The 15793-nt window shown below is 71.8% G+C and carries 15 protein-coding genes; 4 read left to right on the top strand and 11 right to left on the bottom strand.

Annotated elements, in window-relative coordinates; translation table 11 throughout:
- Positions 1-17 precede the first annotated feature (17 nt).
- The 9 genes from BMY40_RS18800 to BMY40_RS18760 all read right to left on the bottom strand — a co-directional run bounded on the left by BMY40_RS18800 (position 18) and on the right by BMY40_RS18760 (position 8488).
- The gene (locus BMY40_RS18800; protein WP_093661121.1) at positions 18-1358 is read right to left on the bottom strand and encodes a sensor histidine kinase; all 1341 of its coding nucleotides are present in this window, start codon (positions 1356-1358) and stop codon (positions 18-20) included.
- Between the two features lie 49 nt (positions 1359-1407).
- A complete protein-coding gene (locus tag BMY40_RS18795) occupies positions 1408-2277 on the bottom strand; it encodes a DUF5936 domain-containing protein (protein ID WP_093661119.1) in 870 nt (289 codons plus the stop codon).
- 14 nt (positions 2278-2291) lie between these two features.
- Complete coding sequence (locus BMY40_RS18790; protein WP_093661117.1) at positions 2292-3230, bottom strand: type II secretion system F family protein; 939 nt, start codon at positions 3228-3230, stop codon at positions 2292-2294.
- Between the two features lie 88 nt (positions 3231-3318).
- Positions 3319-4659 (bottom strand): TadA family conjugal transfer-associated ATPase, encoded by a 1341-nt coding sequence (locus BMY40_RS18785; RefSeq protein WP_093661115.1) that lies wholly within the window; start codon positions 4657-4659, stop codon positions 3319-3321.
- Between the two features lie 47 nt (positions 4660-4706).
- Positions 4707-5072: a TadE/TadG family type IV pilus assembly protein gene (locus BMY40_RS18780; protein WP_093661113.1), complete on the bottom strand. Its 366-nt coding sequence runs from the start codon at positions 5070-5072 to the stop codon at positions 4707-4709.
- A 3-nt stretch (positions 5073-5075) separates the two neighbouring features.
- The gene (locus BMY40_RS18775) at positions 5076-5501 is read right to left on the bottom strand and encodes a TadE/TadG family type IV pilus assembly protein (protein WP_093661111.1); all 426 of its coding nucleotides are present in this window, start codon (positions 5499-5501) and stop codon (positions 5076-5078) included.
- Positions 5501-6796, bottom strand: coding sequence for a CpaE/TadZ family protein (locus BMY40_RS18770; RefSeq protein ID WP_093661109.1), 1296 nt, complete (start codon positions 6794-6796; stop codon positions 5501-5503). Before BMY40_RS18770 ends, BMY40_RS18775 begins: the two co-directional genes overlap by 1 nt.
- 8 nt (positions 6797-6804) lie before the next feature.
- Positions 6805-7500: a Flp pilus assembly protein CpaB gene (cpaB, locus tag BMY40_RS18765; RefSeq protein WP_093661107.1), complete on the bottom strand. Its 696-nt coding sequence runs from the start codon at positions 7498-7500 to the stop codon at positions 6805-6807.
- A gap of 103 nt (positions 7501-7603) precedes the next feature.
- A complete protein-coding gene (locus BMY40_RS18760; protein WP_093661105.1) occupies positions 7604-8488 on the bottom strand; it encodes a hypothetical protein in 885 nt (294 codons plus the stop codon).
- A gap of 503 nt (positions 8489-8991) precedes the next feature.
- On the opposite strand from BMY40_RS18760, the gene BMY40_RS18755 reads away from it, so the two are divergent.
- The 4 genes from BMY40_RS18755 to BMY40_RS18740 all read left to right on the top strand — a co-directional run bounded on the left by BMY40_RS18755 (position 8992) and on the right by BMY40_RS18740 (position 13636).
- Positions 8992-10533 carry a hypothetical protein gene (locus BMY40_RS18755; protein ID WP_093661103.1) on the top strand — a complete coding sequence of 514 codons (1542 nt, stop codon included), beginning with the start codon at positions 8992-8994 and terminating at the stop codon, positions 10531-10533.
- 127 nt (positions 10534-10660) lie between these two features.
- On the top strand, positions 10661-11236 hold the full coding sequence (locus BMY40_RS18750; RefSeq protein ID WP_093661101.1) for a hypothetical protein: 576 nt from the start codon (positions 10661-10663) through the stop codon (positions 11234-11236).
- A 10-nt stretch (positions 11237-11246) separates the two neighbouring features.
- On the top strand, positions 11247-11657 hold the full coding sequence (locus tag BMY40_RS18745; RefSeq protein WP_093661099.1) for a DUF3592 domain-containing protein: 411 nt from the start codon (positions 11247-11249) through the stop codon (positions 11655-11657).
- A 284-nt stretch (positions 11658-11941) separates the two neighbouring features.
- On the top strand, positions 11942-13636 hold the full coding sequence (locus BMY40_RS18740) for a chitinase (protein ID WP_093661419.1): 1695 nt from the start codon (positions 11942-11944) through the stop codon (positions 13634-13636).
- Positions 13637-13788: 152 nt separating this feature from the next.
- Here the strand turns inward: BMY40_RS18740 and BMY40_RS18735 are convergent, their stop codons facing one another.
- Positions 13789-15132 (bottom strand): Nramp family divalent metal transporter, encoded by a 1344-nt coding sequence (locus BMY40_RS18735; RefSeq protein WP_093661097.1) that lies wholly within the window; start codon positions 15130-15132, stop codon positions 13789-13791.
- A 154-nt stretch (positions 15133-15286) separates the two neighbouring features.
- Complete coding sequence (locus BMY40_RS18730; RefSeq protein WP_093661095.1) at positions 15287-15733, bottom strand: RidA family protein; 447 nt, start codon at positions 15731-15733, stop codon at positions 15287-15289.
- Between the last annotated feature and the right edge of the window lie 60 nt (positions 15734-15793).

Below are 15793 nucleotides of genomic sequence, written 5' to 3'. Positions count from 1 at the left end.
GGGCGGGAAACGGTCGGTCAGGAGTGGATGTACCGGTGCCGCTGTGCGACGGCGGCCAGGCCCTCCGGGAGCAGGGCGGCCATCGGGAGATCGAGGCGCACCTCGGTTCCGGTGGTCGCCCTCCCCCTGCCGATGCGGATGCGCGCGCCGATCCCCGCGGCCCGCTCCACCATGCCGACGAGGCCGAAGTGCCCGGCGCGCCTGAGCTGTTCGAGGTCCGTGCCCGCGGGCAGGCCGTGTCCGTCGTCGTAGACGCTGACGCGCAGCGAGTCGTCGACGACTCCGATCGAGACGTCGACGCGGGTGGGGTGCGCGTGCCGGTACGCGTTCTCCATGGCCTCGGAGGCGATGGTCAGCACCTGCCCGGCCACCGCCTGGGGAACCGTCGGCACGGGGGTGCCGTTCAGCGGGCGGAAGGCGGCCTCCAGGCCCGTCCGGCGTGCGAAGTCCGCCGCACGGGCGGACAGTTCGCCGGCGATGTCCACCCCGCCGTCCAGGCCCGACTCGCGTCGCAGGTCGGACAGCAGTTCCCGGGATTCCACCGCGGCGCGGCGCGCGGAGCGGGCGACGAGTTCGGCCTGCCGTCTGAGGGTGTCGGGGTCCAGGCGGTGGGCGGAGCCGGCCAGTCCGTCCGCCGCCAGGGCGAGGCCGTGGAGGGTCTTGGCGACGGAGTCGTGCATCTCGCGGGCCAGCCGGGCGCGCTCGCCCGCGACCGCCTCGTTGACGGCCAGCCTGGACTGCATCTCCAGCAGGGCCTCGGTGGCGCTGCCGAAGCGCAGCATCAGCCCTCGCAGCGTGACTCCCACCGCGCCCGCGAGGACGCAGACCCCGGGCAGGAAGGCGGTGGCGGCGAGCGACGCGCCGAGCATGCCGTTGCCCGCGTACGCGACGGCCACGATCAGCAGGGTGAGGGCGGTGAAGAAGCCCGCGCCCCGCCATCCGTACACCAGTCCGGCGAGCAGCGGGGTGCAGATCGTGACGTAGCTCAGCGGGCTCGCCGGTGTGGCCGTGAACAGCAGGAGGGCTCCGAAACCGGCGTCGACGCCGAGGAGCGCGGGGTGCCGCAGCAGCAGGGGGCCGAAGCGCTCCCAGTCCCGGAAGAGCAGGTAGGAGCCCATGAAGGTGAACACGATCGCCGCGCCGACCAGCCAGGTGGGCCATCCCGGGCCCGTGCCGCTCAGCGCGAAGGGGGTGGTCAGCACGATCATGCCCAGCCGGAAGCCGAAGACCTGGCGGCACAGCGCCTGGAGCGCGCTGAGCTGGATCCTGAGCGTGGGCGCGGCCGCCGGCTCCTCCCGCGGCACGGTACCGCCGCCCGCGGTGGCGGCTCCCGGCGGCCCCGCCGGCGTGAACGGCATCGACACGGTTCCCCCTCTCACTGGTCGGCGGCCTGGCGGCGCGTGCGGTCTACAGGCCGGTGCCGGTGCCGAGGAACATCCCCGTGCCCAGCAGCAGGATGGTGGCGGGCACCATCAGCATGGTGACGATGGAAGTGGCCTTGGGCACGGCCTTGGCGGCTTCCCGGCGGGCGTTCTGCGCGTCGGTGCGCCGCATGTCGTTGGCGATCTGGATGAGCGTCTCGACGATCGGGGCGCCCAGTTCCTCGCCCTGCTGGAGCGCCGTGACGAACTGGGCGACCTGTTCGGAGTCGTTGCGTCTGCGCAGTTCGTCGAACGCCTGCCGGCGGCTGACCCCCATGTCCATCTGGCGCAGGGTGATGCGGACCTCGTCGGCCCAGGGGCCCTGGTACTTGTCGGCCGTGCGCTCCAGCGCCTGGCGGAAGCCGAGTCCGGCGGAGACCACGACGGCGAGTACGTCGAGGAAGTCCGGGAGGGTGCGGTCGATGGCCTTGCGGCGCTCCCGGATGGCCGACCAGATGCCGACCTCGGCCCAGAAGACGCCGAAGGCGATCATGCCGACGGCGAGGACGGTGTGCCCGTTCACCAGCATGGCCAGGGCGCCCAGCCCGCCGAGGAAGCCGTAGACGGCACGGCGGGCCGCGTAGCGGTCGATGGTCAGGCCGCCGGGGTTGCCCGCCATGTCGATCCTCTTGCGGACCTTGTTGACCCGGTCGGGGCCCATCATGCGCAGCACCACGGGCGCGTAGCGCATGCCCATGCGGTCGATGCCGGACCCCACGGCGCCGGTCCGTGTAGAGCCGACCTCCAGCGCGATGGCGAGGTCCCCGGGGAGCTTGGCCTCGGAGCGGTAGAGCCGTATGCCGGCGATGGCTCCGTAGACGCAGAGGCCGATGACGGCGGCGAGGAGGATTCCCATGTGTCCGTCTCCTCTCAGACTTCGATCTTGCCCAGACGGCGGACGAGGAAGAACCCGATGCCGTACAGGGCCATCGCGACGATCAGCGCTCCCTGGCCCAGCGGGGAGGCCGTGATCTTGTCGAGGGCGCCGTCCCAGATGTTGTCCATCAGCAGCATGGACCCCAGGCCCATCGCGGGGACGATGTAGGCGGTGCCGGTGACCTGCGACAGCTGGGTCCTGACCTCGCGCCGGGTCTCCTTGCGGTCCTCCAGGGTCTGGGTGAGGTTGTGCAGGGAGCTGACGAGCGTGCCGCCCGCCCTGTTGGACAGCACGAGCGTTGTGACCAGGACGGCCAGTTCGCGGGAGGGCAGGCGTTCGGCGAGTTCGCCGAGCGCGTCGTCGAGGGTGTGGCCGACGGCGAGCCGGTCGGCCACCCGGCTCAGTTCCTCGCCGGCCGGATCCTCCAGTTCCTCGGCGGCCATGGTGATGGCGGTGCGGAGCGCCAGTCCCGCCTGTGTGGCGTTGGCCAGGACGCGGGTGAGTTCGGGGAGCTGGTTGATGAACCGCTCGGTGCGCTTCTGCCGCTGCCAGTTGAGGAAGGTGAAGGAGCCCCACAGGGCGATGACGGCCGCGATGGGGCCGAAGAAGGGCGCGAGCAGGGCGGAGGCGATCAGCCACAGGCCTACGACGGAACCGACCATGTAGACGAAGAACTCGCCCGGGGTCAGGTCGAGGCCGGTGGCCGCGAGCCTGAGTTCGATCCTCCTTCCGAACCGGGTGCCGCGCAGCCGCCGGTCGACGCCCTGGAAGTTGCGCCGCCGGCCGGACGTCCGCGTCTGCCCGGTGTGGGAGAGCCGGTCGATCAGCTCGGCGTGCTGCGCTTTTCCCGAGGCGTACGCGTGCACACCCGTGACCGCGAGCACGCAGCACAGCAGCGTGACGCCGATCGTCAGCAGTGCGAGATTGTCCATGTCCGGTGCGGGCTTCCTCGGTGTCGGGCGGCGGGATCGGGCGGCGGGGCGGTACGGGTGGCCGTGGTGGTGCCGGGCGGTGGTGGTGTCAGGCGGTGGTCCTGCGCGTGGCGAGCTGCTCGTCGCTGTCGGCGACTCCGAAGGCGGGCGGGACGGGTTCGTTCTTCATGCGGAGGCGTTCGGCGATCCGGCGCGGCAGCGGGAAGTAGGAGAACTCCCCGTGGACCTTGCCGTCGCCGCCCATGGGCCGGGCGTCGAAGCGGCACACGGTGACGATCCTGTAGTCCTCCCGTCCGTGCGAGTCGACGACGGCGATCTCGCTGATCTTGCGGGAGCCGTCGGCGTTGCGGGCGAGCTGGACGATGACGTCCACGGCGCTGTTGATCTGGTCCTTGATCGCGGCGAACGGGATCTCCACCTCGGACATGGACGCCAGGGTCTGCAGGCGCATCAGGGCGTCCTCGGCGCTGTTGGCGTGGACCGTCGCGAGGGAACCGTCGTGGCCGGTGGACATCGCCTGGAGCATGTCGAGCGTCTCCCCGCCGCGGACCTCGCCGACGATGATCCGGTCGGGGCGCATGCGCAGGGAGTTGCGGACCAGGTCGCGGATGGTGATCCGGCCCTTGCCCTCGACGTTCGCGGGCCGGCTCTCCAGCGTGATCACATGGGTCTGCTGGAGCTGGAGCTCCGCCGAGTCCTCGATGGTGATGATGCGCTCCCCCTCCGGGATCAGCCCGGAGAGCGCGTTGAGCAGCGTGGTCTTCCCGGTGCCGGTGGCTCCGGAGACGATCACGTTGAACTTGGCCCGGACCAGTCCGGCGAGCAGCATCGTCATGTGCTCGTCGAGGGAGCCGAGTCCGATCATCTCCTGCAGGGTGTAGGCCCTGGGGAAGCGCCTGATGGTCAGGGTCGCGCCCGAGAGCGCGAGCGGCGGGATGATCACGTTGACGCGCTCGCCGGAGGGCAGCCGGGCGTCGACCATCGGATTGGCCTCGTCGACGCGGCGGTTGACGGTGGAGACGATGCGCTCGATGGTCTGCATCAGCTGCTCGTGGGAGGCGAAGCGCATCGGGAGGAGTTCCAGGCGGCCGCCCCGCTCCACGAAGATCTGGTCGGGGCCGTTCACCATGATCTCGCTGATGGAGGCGTCCTCCAGGAGCGGTTCCAGGATGCCGAGGCCGAGCGCCTCGTCCACGACGCGGCGGATGAGCATGGCGCGCTCGTGGGTGGAGAGGACGGGGCCCTCGCGGCTGATGATGTGCCCCAGCACGCGCTCCAGCCGGACGCGGCGCTCCGTCGCCGCGAGGGAGGACATCTCGGCGAGGTCGATCTCCTCGAGCAGTTTGGCCCGGTAGACCGCGACGAGGTGGCTCTCCTCCTGCTGGTTGGAGGGCGCCTCGGGGGCGTTGATGCGTGCCCTCAGGCTCATGGCTTCAGTTCTCCTTCCGGTCCCGCCGGCCGACGCTGCCGGCCGCCTCAGTCGCGGGGCATGGTGGTCGTCCGCTCCGTGTCGCCGAAGGAGACCCCCGGGATGATCGAGGGGATCCTGACCGTGGCGGTCACCTTCACCTCGTCGTGGGCGCCGGCCCACTGCCGGAACCGGGCGCCGTCCGCGAGCCAGTCGCTCATCGCCTCCCGGCCGGCCTGCGCGGGGGGCATCTCGGGGCGGTCGTGCGAGGCCATGCGGGCCGCGGCGCGGGACGCCGTGCCCGCCTGCTGGATCGTGTACGCGGCGAGGCCGAACTGGATCAGTGCCAGCCCGACCAGGATCAGGATGGGGAGCATGCCGATGTACTCGACCGCGACCTGTCCCCTGTCGGAGCGTCGTCTGCGCAGCACCATGTCTCAGTTCTCCTTCGCCGCCGCCGCGTTTCCGGTGACCGAGAAGGGGAAGTCGACGATCCCGGGGAAGAGGACGGGCACCTTGAGGGCGACCTCGGCCTTGACCAGGCCGGAGTCGACCCAGCATTCGGTCCTCGCCGACTTCCTCCAGTCGCCTTCCAGACTCTCCTTGCCCGCCCGCTCGCACGCCTCGCCCCGGCTCTCCCTGCGGAGGTCGGCCACGGCCGCCTCGTGCGCCGCCCTGTCGGCCGCGTCGCCGGCGAGGGTGTAGGTGTAGCCCAGCAGCGCGCACTGCCACAGCAGCACGAGGGTGGCGGTGATGATCGGCAGCATGCCGACGAACTCGACGGCCACCTGCCCCTGGTCGCCGCCGGTGCGTGAGCGCGCCGTGGTCCGGTCCTGGCCCGTCCCCGTGTCGACTTCCCCCATCAGCCGGTTCTCCCGCTCGGTTCGGTGGTGTCGTTGTCGTGGCGTCCGCCGCCGCCGCGGCGGCGGCGCAGGCCGATCGATCCCCTGTCCCCGTACCTGCCGCCCTTGCCCTGCTGAGTCCTGGCCGCGTCGACCAGTCCGAGTTCCCCCGCCAGGGCCCACATCGCCTGCCTGACGGAGCCGCGGGAGTCCAGGTCCTGCACACGGCCGGAGTCGACCGCCGCCTGGAGTTCCTTGAATCCGGCCGGGATCGCGCCGCGGGCGACCGGGGTGCCCACGATCCGCTGGATGAGCGGAGGCTGGATCTCGGTGTTGCGGGTGTGCCGGTTGACGACGGCCAGCGTCTCCTCCGCCTTGCGGATCTGCAACCGGTCCCACAGCCGGATCATGCGCTTGGCCGCCCGGACGGCGACGACGTCCGGGGTGGTGACCAGCAACGCCGTGTCGGCCATCTCCACGGCCGCGGCGTTCGCCCCGTTCATCTGCGTGCCGCAGTCGACGATCACGACCTCGTACCGGGAGCGCAGCGCGCTGATGATCTGGCGGGCGGCGCGCTCGTCGACCTCCTCGCCGCGTTCGCCCTCGCCCGGGGCGAGGAGCAGGGCGAGGCCGGTGGGGTGGGAGAAGAGGGCGTCCTGGAGGACGCGCGGCGAGATGTCGGCGATGCTGGCCAGGTCCGCGATCGAGCGGCGGAACTGGACGTCGAGGTACGACGCCACGTCGCCCGCCTGGAGGTCCATGTCGACCAGCGCCACGCTCCTGCCGGAGGCGCGGGCGGCGAGCGCGAGCTGGACGGAGAGCAGGGTGGCGCCCACGCCGCCCTTGGCGCCGCTGACCGTGACCGCGGTGCCGCCGGGGCCGCTGAAGACGTCGCCTCCGGAGCCCAGGTGGCGCCGCACCCCCACGGCCCACTGGGCGGCGGCGGAGACCCGGGCGGAGAGCTCGTCGTACGACAGCGGCAGGCCGACCAGTCCGCGCGCGCCGGAGTCCATGGCGGCCGAGTACAGCCCGGGGCCGGCGTCCGCGCTGATCAGGATCACCCCGACCGCCGGGAAGCGCAGCGCGACCTCCCGGATCAGCTCCAGCGCGGGGACCGGCCCGATGCGCTCGTGGACGAGCACGACCTCGGGGAGGTCTCCCACCGACTCGCCGGCGAGTGCCGCGAGGGTGTCCAGGAGCAGGGTGGAGTCGCCGACCGGCTGGACCGGCTCGGTGTCGGGAAGCTGGCTCAGCAGTGCGGAGACGGACCGGGCCGCGTCGGCGTCGCCGACGGCCGGGAGGATTCTCGTGACCATCCGTTGTCTCACCTGTCTCCGACGAGGGTGTAGGTGCGTTCTTCCTCGGAGATGGTCGTGTCACTCCCGGGCGCGACGAGGGCGAGCCTGACGTTGACGGCGAAGGACTCGGCGAAGGCCACGCGCTGGGTGTCGAGGGTGTTGAGCGCGAAGGTGATCGGCACCGCCTCGGACTCGCGGTTGACCTCGTCGTTCCTGGTGATGGGGGTGAGTTCGCCGACGTCGATGACACGGGCGTTGCTGACGATCACCCGGGAGATCTCGTTCTCCTTCTTGTCCTGGAAGGTCGCGTAGATGTTGACCGTGGAGCCGGGCCGGATCTTGCCCGCGACGCCGGTGGCCGCGTCGATCATGATGGCGATCTCCTGCTCGCCCTCCCGGAGTTCCGGCTGATCAGTGATCATGTCGCTCTGGAGGAGCGAGCCCTTCTTCAGCGGATTGGTCGCGATCTTGCCGCTGAACTCGTCGGTCGCGGTGACCGCGGTCCTCGGCAGCCAGCGCCTGGGTATCCGCACCTTCTCCACGACGCTCTCGTCCAGGGCCCGGTAGGCCGGTACGTTCTTCGACAGGCGGTACGCCGTGACCTCCGGGCCGACCTTCGACTCCACGTCGCTGATCACCGACAGGACGCCCGCGAAGGCGGCGAAGGCGCACAGGACGGACAGCAGCAGCAGGATGACGCCGCGACGCTGGCGTGAGTTCATGGTTGCGGGCTACCTCGTTCGGGGACGTTGGCGTTGGGCGGTTCGTGCGGGCCGCGTGTGGTGGAAGCCACGGGTCTTCCGGTGCGGCCGGCGGCGGCGCGTCTCAGTGCGGCCGGCCGGAAGCGGGGGCCCCCTGACTGACGACGTCGGCGGGTCCGCTCCGGTTCTCCGGCGGTGTCACGGGCGAGGAGCAGAAGACACAGCGATCGCCGATCAGTTCGAGACCGCACCAGCGGCACTCTTCGCGCCGCACCGAGCTGACGAGCTGGTACAGGACGGAGACGTCCGGGATGGACGCGGCGAACTCGACCAGTTTCCCGGTGCCCCACCAGCGCGGCGAGTCCGCCGGGAGCCGCGCCTCCTGGGTGCCCGTCACCCGCCACTGCGGGGCGAGTGTGCCGGTCACCCAGTCCGGGGAGAGCTGGCAGGCGGCGTAGGTGAGCCGGGTGGGGAACTCCGGGCCGGGCAGCGTGCCGCCGTCGCCGATCCGGATCAGCCGGGAGGCGGGGGCGGCGAGCACCCCGAACTGGGTGCCGGGCATCCAGGACTTGGCGTGCTCCTTGAGGCCGACCGGGACGTGGTCGAGCCTGGCGACGGAGTTCAGCAGTGCGCCGGCGTGGATGTAGTGCGCCAGCAGGCGCGCGGTGGCGCCGAGGACTCCGGGACTGAAGCCGCAGGTGGACAACTGGCGCATCTGGTGCACCAGGACGCCGGTCGCCAGCGGCGGCAGGTCCGTCCCCAGCAGGGCGATGCGGTCGCTCTCCAGCATCGAGCGGACGGTGTGCAGCCGCCGCACGAAGGGCGCGGGGAGGGACGACTGGTACAGCACGACGACGTAGCCGTGCTGCTCGACGAGGACCTGCGTCTCCGCGAGGGCGGCGTCCAGCGGCTGCCTGTCGGGAGGCGTCAGGACGTGCGCTGTCGGCGTGTGCGGATCCGGCGGTGGCAGCACCAGATCGGCGCTGGTGACAGCTATCGCGGTGGGCATCCGAGGTTCCCCGTTCAAAACTGCTCCGGCCTGCCGAGTTCTATACGGCTCGTCAACTCAGCAGCTTATCCGCGCCTTAAGCGGCAGAGAATACTCACCGAAGACCAGTGGGTGCGCTTCCACCACTTCCCCGGGCCAAAGGCGGACACAAGGTGACGCAACGTCGCCCTGCCGACCGCTTCCCGCGCAGGGCCGCGGGGGAATTCCCCGGACTTCCGTTTTCGCCGGCCCACCGCGCGAAGCATAATCAGTTGAACCATGAATTTACACTGTCGGTAACATCGATCACCCCCGGTACCGACTCGGTCCGATAAAAGGCCAGGTCCCTGACCCGGCACCGGACTGTACCCCCCTTCCCCGCGCACTTTCCGTCATCGCGGAAGCTTTGGGCCCGTTTTTGGGCCCACGGGCCCACGCCCCCCTCCTCCCGCCTGCCTAGCCTCACCGGCGTTCGGTCGAAAGCCCACGGCACACAGGACAGACACAGGACAGGGGGCCGTCGCATGGCGCCGAGAGGTGACGGCGGGTCGGGCATACGGTTCGGCGACCGGGGCGCCACCGCGACGGAGTACCTCGGCATGCTCGTGGTGGCCGTCGCGGTCCTCGCCGCCGTGTCGGTCACCGGGGTCGGGCAGGCCCTCGGCGACCGCATCGGATGCGTCGTCGCCGGCATCGGCGGTGGCGGCGGGGGCTGCGGGAGCGAGGGCGGCGACCGGGCCGCGCCCAGGACGGACGCCGACTACGAGCCCACCATGTGCAACACCCACAACCTCTCCGACAAGGCCGGCGCCAGGGGGAGGTTCATGTGGATCGAGTGGGGCGAGGAGTACGGCTTCAGACAGCAGACCCACCGCGCCAGCACCGACGTCAACGAGGACGGCCGGGTCGACGGGGGCGACAGGCTGGTCTACATGACCTTCACCGACGCCGCCTCCGTCGGCGCCAAGGGCTCCGTCAGGACCGGGCTCAAGGTCGGCAAGCTGGGCACGGAGGACGTCTCCCTCGGCGCCGGGCTCAAGGTCACCAACGGCGACACCTGGGTCTTCAGGAGCGAGGAGGAGGCCCAGAGCTTCCGCGACGACATCGAGATGCTGAAGACCTACGAGCTCACCAACCGGCACGCGGGCGAGGCCGGCGCCGGCAACGCCATCCTCGCCATCTTCGGCAAGGGTCCCATCGCCGAGGAGCAGCGGCTGCGCGAACGGCTGGAGGAGCGGATCGGCGACCGGCACATCAGCTACGGCACGATCGGGCTCAACGGCACCGCCGCGGCCGGGCTCAAGCTCTCCGCCGGGGACGACAGGAAGCTCTCCGCGCGGCTCGGCGGCAACGTGGAGTTCGCCCCCGAGGCCACCGTGACCAACGACAGGTTCCGCGGCACGAAGTCGTACACCTACACCGCCAGGCTCACCTACGGCGGCAGTACGGGCTACGAGGCCGGGTTCCTCAAGGGCGACCACCACGGGGAGACCGCCCGCACCGGCTCGATGACCGTCGTCCGCGACGACGGCACCGGCGAACTGCTGCGCATCGTGATGACCCAGACCATCGAGACCGGGGGCAGCGGCCACAAGGGGGAGGCCGGCGGGAGCAACGGCGAGGAGGGCGGCGGCAAGCGGGGCGGAAGCGCCTCGGTCACCGACGACTCGGGAACCTCCAGGATCGAGGTCGTCACCAACATGGTCTCCTTCCCCCCGGGCGCGGAGGGGGACGCCGCCCGTGAGACCGCCCAGCGCTGGCTGGACGGGAACGGGGACAACACCGCGCCCTTCGCCTACATGTTCGGCGACCGCGCCCCGACCACCCGGCCCGGCTCCGACGACCCCTTCGGGCAGCTGATGTTCGACGAGGGCATGTCCAGCAGGATGTCCTACGACGGGGAGACCGAGGCCGCCGCCTACGGCTTCGAGGTGAACCTGGGGATGAGCCTGGGCTTCTCGGTCTCCACCGAGCAGAAGGAGGAGACCCTGGGCGACGCGCGGTTCCTCGGTGCGCCGAGGGACGGCAGGCGCGAGTACGTCCCCTACAGCTACTGTGCGAACTGAACGCCCTCCCGGCGCCGCCGCGTCCGCGGCCCCGGCCCGGGGAGAGCCGGCCCGGGGAGAGCCGGCCCAGGAGAGTCCGACCGGAGAAGTCCGCCCAGGAGAGCCCGACCAGGAGAGCGAGTACCCGATGAGCACCGTCGCCCGGACCGCCGCACGCGCCCTCCCGGCGCTCGCCGCCGCCGCGCTGCTGCCCCTCCTCGCCGGCTGCGGCGGGCAGGAGGCGGGGGGCGCCGCGGCGCCCGAGGGCTGGGGGACGCTGGAGACCGAGCGGCTCTCCGTCGCCTACCCCGGGGGATACCGGGAGCTGGGCGAGGCGGAGCGCGGTGAGCACAACGACGCCGCGGCGGTCCTCACCGAGGGCGGCCGGACCACGGGCATGGTCTCCGTCCAGCTCGACTTCATGAAGGCGGGGGACGCCGACATGGCCGCCACCGGCGCGGAGGCCCGCGTCCAGCTCGGCGCGACGCCCACGGGGCGCGAGGATGTCGAGGTGGAGGGGACGGACGAGGCCCGGCGCATCGACTACGAGTTCACCTCCGGCGGTGAGCGCGGCACACCCGCGAAGGGCACCCGGATGAGGGGCGTGATGGTGGCCGGGCTTGACTCGCGCGACAAGGCCTTCCTGGTCACCGTGGACACCGTCGAGGGCGGGCTGTCCGAGGCGGATCTGGACAGGATCGTCGGCAGCGTCACGGTCCGGTAGGGCGGCCGGCATGGAGGTACCGGGCGGCGAGCGGCTCTTCCTCGCCCTGGCGGCCGCCCTCTTCGGGGCACTGGCCGTACGCGGCGCCGTACGGCTGCTCGCCGTCGCACGGGCGCTGCGCGCCGGGGCGCGGGCGGAGGCCGAGTGCGTACGGGTCTCCAGGGCGAGCCGGCCGACCGGCACGGATCTGTACCACTTCGCCTTCCGCACGCCGGACGGGCGGCCGGTGGAGTTCGAGGAGTACGTCTCGGGGGTGCGGGTCGGCGACCGGGTGCCGGTCCGCTACGACCCCGCCCGCCCCGGCAGGGCGACGGTGGCCGGCCCGGGCCGGCTGCTGCCCGTGGTGATGCCGGCGGTGCTGGCCGCGGGCTGCGGGGCGGCCGCCGTCCTGCTCGCTCTGGCGTTCGCCATGACCCTCTGAACTCCGTTCCGGTTACGCCCCGTTGTGCATCGTTATGCCCCGCTGCGCCCCGTTGCGCCCCGCTGCGGAGACCGCCCGCGGGCCCGTCCCGTTGTCACGGAAAACTCCGCCCCTCTTGACATCCTCATTGGTCTGAACCATTCTTCCGGCTCAGCACGGTGGCCACCGTCTCCCCACGCGCGCTCACCCCCCAACGCACGGAGGCAGTAGTGGAACGCAGGACGCGAACAGACACCACGGGCGGCGGGAGAGACGCGACGCCCGGCGCGCGCCGTACCGCGCGCATCCGCACCAGAATCGTCGCGGCGCTCGGCGCGGGGGCGGTCGCGGCCGGTGCGGTGGCGTTCGGCGGGCTCTCGGGCAGCGCCGGGGCCGCCGAGCCGAACCTGGTGCGGAACGCCGGCTTCGAGTCCGGCCTGAGCGGCTGGACCTGCTCCGCCGGCAGCGGCACGACCGTCTCCTCCCCGGTCCACGGCGGCACGGCGGCGCTGAAGGCCACCCCCGCCGGCAGCGACAACGCCAAGTGCTCCCAGACCGTGGCCGTGCAGCCGGACTCGAAGTACGAGCTGAGCGCCTGGGTACAGGGCTCCTACGTCTACCTCGGCGCATCCGGCACCGGCACCACCGACGTCTCCACCTGGACCCCGGGCTCCTCCGGCTGGCAGCAGCTGAGGACCTCCTTCACCACCGGCCCGAACACCACCTCGGTCACCGTCCACACCCACGGCTGGTACGGCCAGAGCGCCTACCTGGCCGACGACTTCTCCCTCACCGGCCCCGGCGGCGACCCGGGCGAGCCCGACCCCGAGCCCGAGCCCCCGGCCGCGCCCGGCGCACCCACCGTCGGCACGACCACCTCCTCCTCGGTCACCCTGAACTGGAACGCGGTCGCCGGCGCCACCGGCTACACCGTCTACCGGGACGGGGCGAAGGCGCTGTCGGTGCAGGGCACCTCGGCGACCGTCACCGGGCTCGCGGCCGCCACCTCCTACGAGTTCCGCGTCAGCGCGGTCAACGGCGCCGGCGAGTCGGCGAAGTCCGCCCCCGTCACCGCCACCACCCGCAGCCGGGACGGCGGTGACAACCCCGGCACGGGCGTGCCCAAGCACGCCCTGACCGGCTACTGGCAGAACTTCGACAACGGCGCGCGGGTGCAGAAGCTGCGCGAGGTGCAGGACCAGTACGACATCATCGCCGTCTCCTTCGCCGACTCCACGGCCAGCGCCGGTGAGATCACCTTCAACCTCGACCCGGCGCTCGGCTACTCCTCCGTGCAGGAGTTCAAGAACGACATCGCCGCCAAGCAGGCCGCCGGAAAGAAGGTGATCATCTCGGTGGGCGGCGAGAAGGGCAACGTCATCGTCAACGACTCCGCCTCGGCCGCGCGCTTCGCCGACAGCGCCCACCGCCTGATGCAGGAGTACGGCTTCGACGGCGTGGACATCGACCTGGAGCACGGCATCAACTCCACCTGGCTGACGCAGGCGCTGCGCTCGCTGTCGGCGAAGGCCGGACCCTCCATGGTGCTCACGATGGCCCCGCAGACCATCGACATGCAGTCCACGTCCACGGAGTACTTCAAGCTGGCGCTGAACGTGAAGGACATCCTCACGGTCGTCAACATGCAGTACTACAACAGCGGTTCGATGCTGGGCTGCGACGGGAAGGTGTACTCGCAGGGCTCGGTGGACTTCCTCACCGCGCTCGCCTGCATCCAGCTCGAGGGCGGCCTCGACCCCTCCCAGGTCGGCCTGGGCACCCCCGCCTCCACGCGCGGCGCGGGCTCCGGCTACGTGGACCCCTCCGTGGTGAACGCCGCCCTGGACTGCCTGGCCAGGGGGACGAGGTGCGGCTCGTTCAAGCCCGCGCGGACCTACCCGGGCATCCGCGGCGCGATGACCTGGTCCACCAACTGGGACGCGCTCAACGGCAACCGGTGGTCGGACACCGTCGGCCCGCACGTCCACGCGCTGCCGTAAGCACCGGCGACGGCGGAGCAGCGGGACAACGGAACAGCGACAGGGCCCGGTCCGCGGCGAACGCGGACCGGGCCCCGTGCCGTTCCCGTGCCGTTCCCGTGCCGTTCCCGTGCCGTTCCCGGCCGTTCCCGCACGGGCGCCCGGCAGGGCGGTCACCAGGGCAGTTCGCGCACCTGCTGGACGCACAGCACCACGAAGAGCAGCCCGGCCGCCGCCAGCATCACGTTGCTCAGCGGCCCGTTGCGCCACTGGCGCGGAGTGCGGCCGGAGTTGAGCAGCCACAGCAGGGTCCCCGCCAGGAAGGGCATGAAGAAGGCGCCCAGCACGCCGTAGGCGATGACCAGGCCGAAGGGCTGGTCCAGCCACAGCAGGCCCATCGGCGGGAACGTCAGCCACAGCAGGTAGCCGCGGAACGGCCAGGAGCGCTCGCGCTGCCCGCGGGCGACCTCCAGGACGGGGGGCTCGCCGCCGGTGCCCTGCGCCCGTGCCGCGCGCGTACGCTCCACGAAGTCGGCGAACAGCAGGCTGACGCCGTGCCAGACGCCCACCAGGGAGGAGAAGGACGCGGCCAGGAAGCCGATCAGGAAGAGCTTGGCGGTGACGGCCCCGAAACGCTCCTCCAGGATCCGGCCCAGGTCCAGCAGCCCCTGGTCGCCGGAGCCGATGGCGGTGCCGGCGGCGTGCAGCAGCTCGGCGCCGACGATCAGCATCGCCACCACGAAGACGCCGGTGGTCAGGTACGCGACCCGGTTGTCCAGGCGCATCATCCGCATCCAGCCGCTGTCGGTCCAGCCCTTGGCGTTGACCCAGTAGCCGTACGCGGCCATGGTGATCGTCCCGCCGACGCCGCCGACCAGGCCGAGGGTGTAGAGCAGCGAGCCGTCCGGCAGCACCGGCAGCAGCCCGGTGACGGCGTCGCCGAGGTGCGGCGTGACGCGGACCGCCACGTAGAGGACGACCACGAACATCACGCCGACGAAGACCATCATGATCTTCTCGACGACCGCGTAGCGGTTGAACCAGACGAACGCCAGGCCCGCCAGCCCGCACAGGATCGCCCATGTCTTCAGCCCGAGGGCGCCGGGGAAGAGGGCGACCAGCGGCAGCGCGCTGGAGGACATGGCGGCGGCGCCGTAGACGAAGCCCCACACCGTGACGTAGACCGCGAAGTAGGCGGTGGTCCACGCGCCCAGGCTGCGCCAGCCGTCGAAGATCGTGCGGCCGGTGGCCAGGTGCCAGCGGCCTGTCGCCTCCGCCAGCGCGATCTTCACCAGGCAGCCGACGACGGCCGCCCACAGCAGGGTGTAGCCGAACCTGCTGCCGGCGACGAGTGTGGCCACCAGGTCCCCGGCGCCGACGCCGGTGGCCGCGACCACGATGCCGGGGCCGACCAGCCGCCAGCTCGCCTTCCGTTCGGCCGGGGCCGCGGCGGTCCCCGCGGCGGTCTCCGCCCCGTCCGTGCCGCCCGTTCCGTCCCTCTCGCCCGTACTGGCCATGTACGCCCTCCGCTCTCGTCCCCGCAACCGGCGTGGCGCATACAACAGCGCGCCGCCGGTCGGCACAAGAGGGCGCGTCGGTGCGCGCGGGCACCAGGGCCGTTCGAGTCGCCGGCCGTCAGGCTTCGGGCGTCGAATGTTCACGCCCCGGGCGTCAGTCCAGTACGGCCATGGCGTCGATCTCGACCAGCAGACCGGCGGGCAGGCCGACGTAGACGGTCGTCCGCGCGGCCGGAGGTCCGGTGAGGCCCGCCGTGCCGGCGAGGTACTCGTCGTAGATCTCGTTGAACTCGGCGAAGTGGCCGGTGTCGGTGAGGTAGACGCGGACCATCACCACGTCCTCCCAGCTCGCGCCGCCCTCCCTCAGGACCGCCTCGACGTTGGCGAGGGTCTGGAGGGTCTGCTCGCGCAGGGTCGGCCCCGCCGGGGTAGGCGGCTGCCCGGGGACGGCGGGCAGGAAGCCGACCTGTCCGGCCACCTGGAGGATGTTCCCCTTGCGCACGCCGTGCGAGAAGCGGGCGGGCGGGGCGGTGTGGGTCGGCGGGGTGAAGGCGGTCTTGGCGGGGTTCTGTGCGGGGGTCTGGGCGGGGGTGTCGCTCACGGTCGTCCTTCCGGATGGGGGCGGGGTTCACGCGGTTCCGCGGGGCTCGGGGGCTCAGGG

This window comes from Streptomyces radiopugnans (genome assembly GCF_900110735.1).
Lineage (GTDB): Bacteria > Actinomycetota > Actinomycetes > Streptomycetales > Streptomycetaceae > Streptomyces > Streptomyces radiopugnans.
This window is presented reverse-complemented; position numbering and strand designations above follow the sequence as displayed.

What these genes read in the sequence shown, in the direction of transcription:
- BMY40_RS18800 (WP_093661121.1), bottom strand. Translation starts at nt 1,358, where the DNA reads ATGCCGTTCACGCCGGCGGGGCCGCCGGGAGCCGCCACCGCGGGCGGC.
- BMY40_RS18795 (WP_093661119.1), bottom strand. Translation starts at nt 2,277, where the DNA reads ATGGGAATCCTCCTCGCCGCCGTCATCGGCCTCTGCGTCTACGGAGCC.
- BMY40_RS18790 (WP_093661117.1), bottom strand. Translation starts at nt 3,230, where the DNA reads ATGGACAATCTCGCACTGCTGACGATCGGCGTCACGCTGCTGTGCTGC.
- BMY40_RS18785 (WP_093661115.1), bottom strand. Translation starts at nt 4,659, where the DNA reads ATGAGCCTGAGGGCACGCATCAACGCCCCCGAGGCGCCCTCCAACCAG.
- BMY40_RS18780 (WP_093661113.1), bottom strand. Translation starts at nt 5,072, where the DNA reads ATGGTGCTGCGCAGACGACGCTCCGACAGGGGACAGGTCGCGGTCGAG.
- BMY40_RS18775 (WP_093661111.1), bottom strand. Translation starts at nt 5,501, where the DNA reads ATGGGGGAAGTCGACACGGGGACGGGCCAGGACCGGACCACGGCGCGC.
- BMY40_RS18770 (WP_093661109.1), bottom strand. Translation starts at nt 6,796, where the DNA reads ATGGTCACGAGAATCCTCCCGGCCGTCGGCGACGCCGACGCGGCCCGG.
- cpaB (WP_093661107.1), bottom strand. Translation starts at nt 7,500, where the DNA reads ATGAACTCACGCCAGCGTCGCGGCGTCATCCTGCTGCTGCTGTCCGTC.
- BMY40_RS18760 (WP_093661105.1), bottom strand. Translation starts at nt 8,488, where the DNA reads ATGCCCACCGCGATAGCTGTCACCAGCGCCGATCTGGTGCTGCCACCG.
- BMY40_RS18755 (WP_093661103.1), top strand. Translation starts at nt 8,992, where the DNA reads ATGGCGCCGAGAGGTGACGGCGGGTCGGGCATACGGTTCGGCGACCGG.
- BMY40_RS18750 (WP_093661101.1), top strand. Translation starts at nt 10,661, where the DNA reads ATGAGCACCGTCGCCCGGACCGCCGCACGCGCCCTCCCGGCGCTCGCC.
- BMY40_RS18745 (WP_093661099.1), top strand. Translation starts at nt 11,247, where the DNA reads ATGGAGGTACCGGGCGGCGAGCGGCTCTTCCTCGCCCTGGCGGCCGCC.
- BMY40_RS18735 (WP_093661097.1), bottom strand. Translation starts at nt 15,132, where the DNA reads ATGGCCAGTACGGGCGAGAGGGACGGAACGGGCGGCACGGACGGGGCG.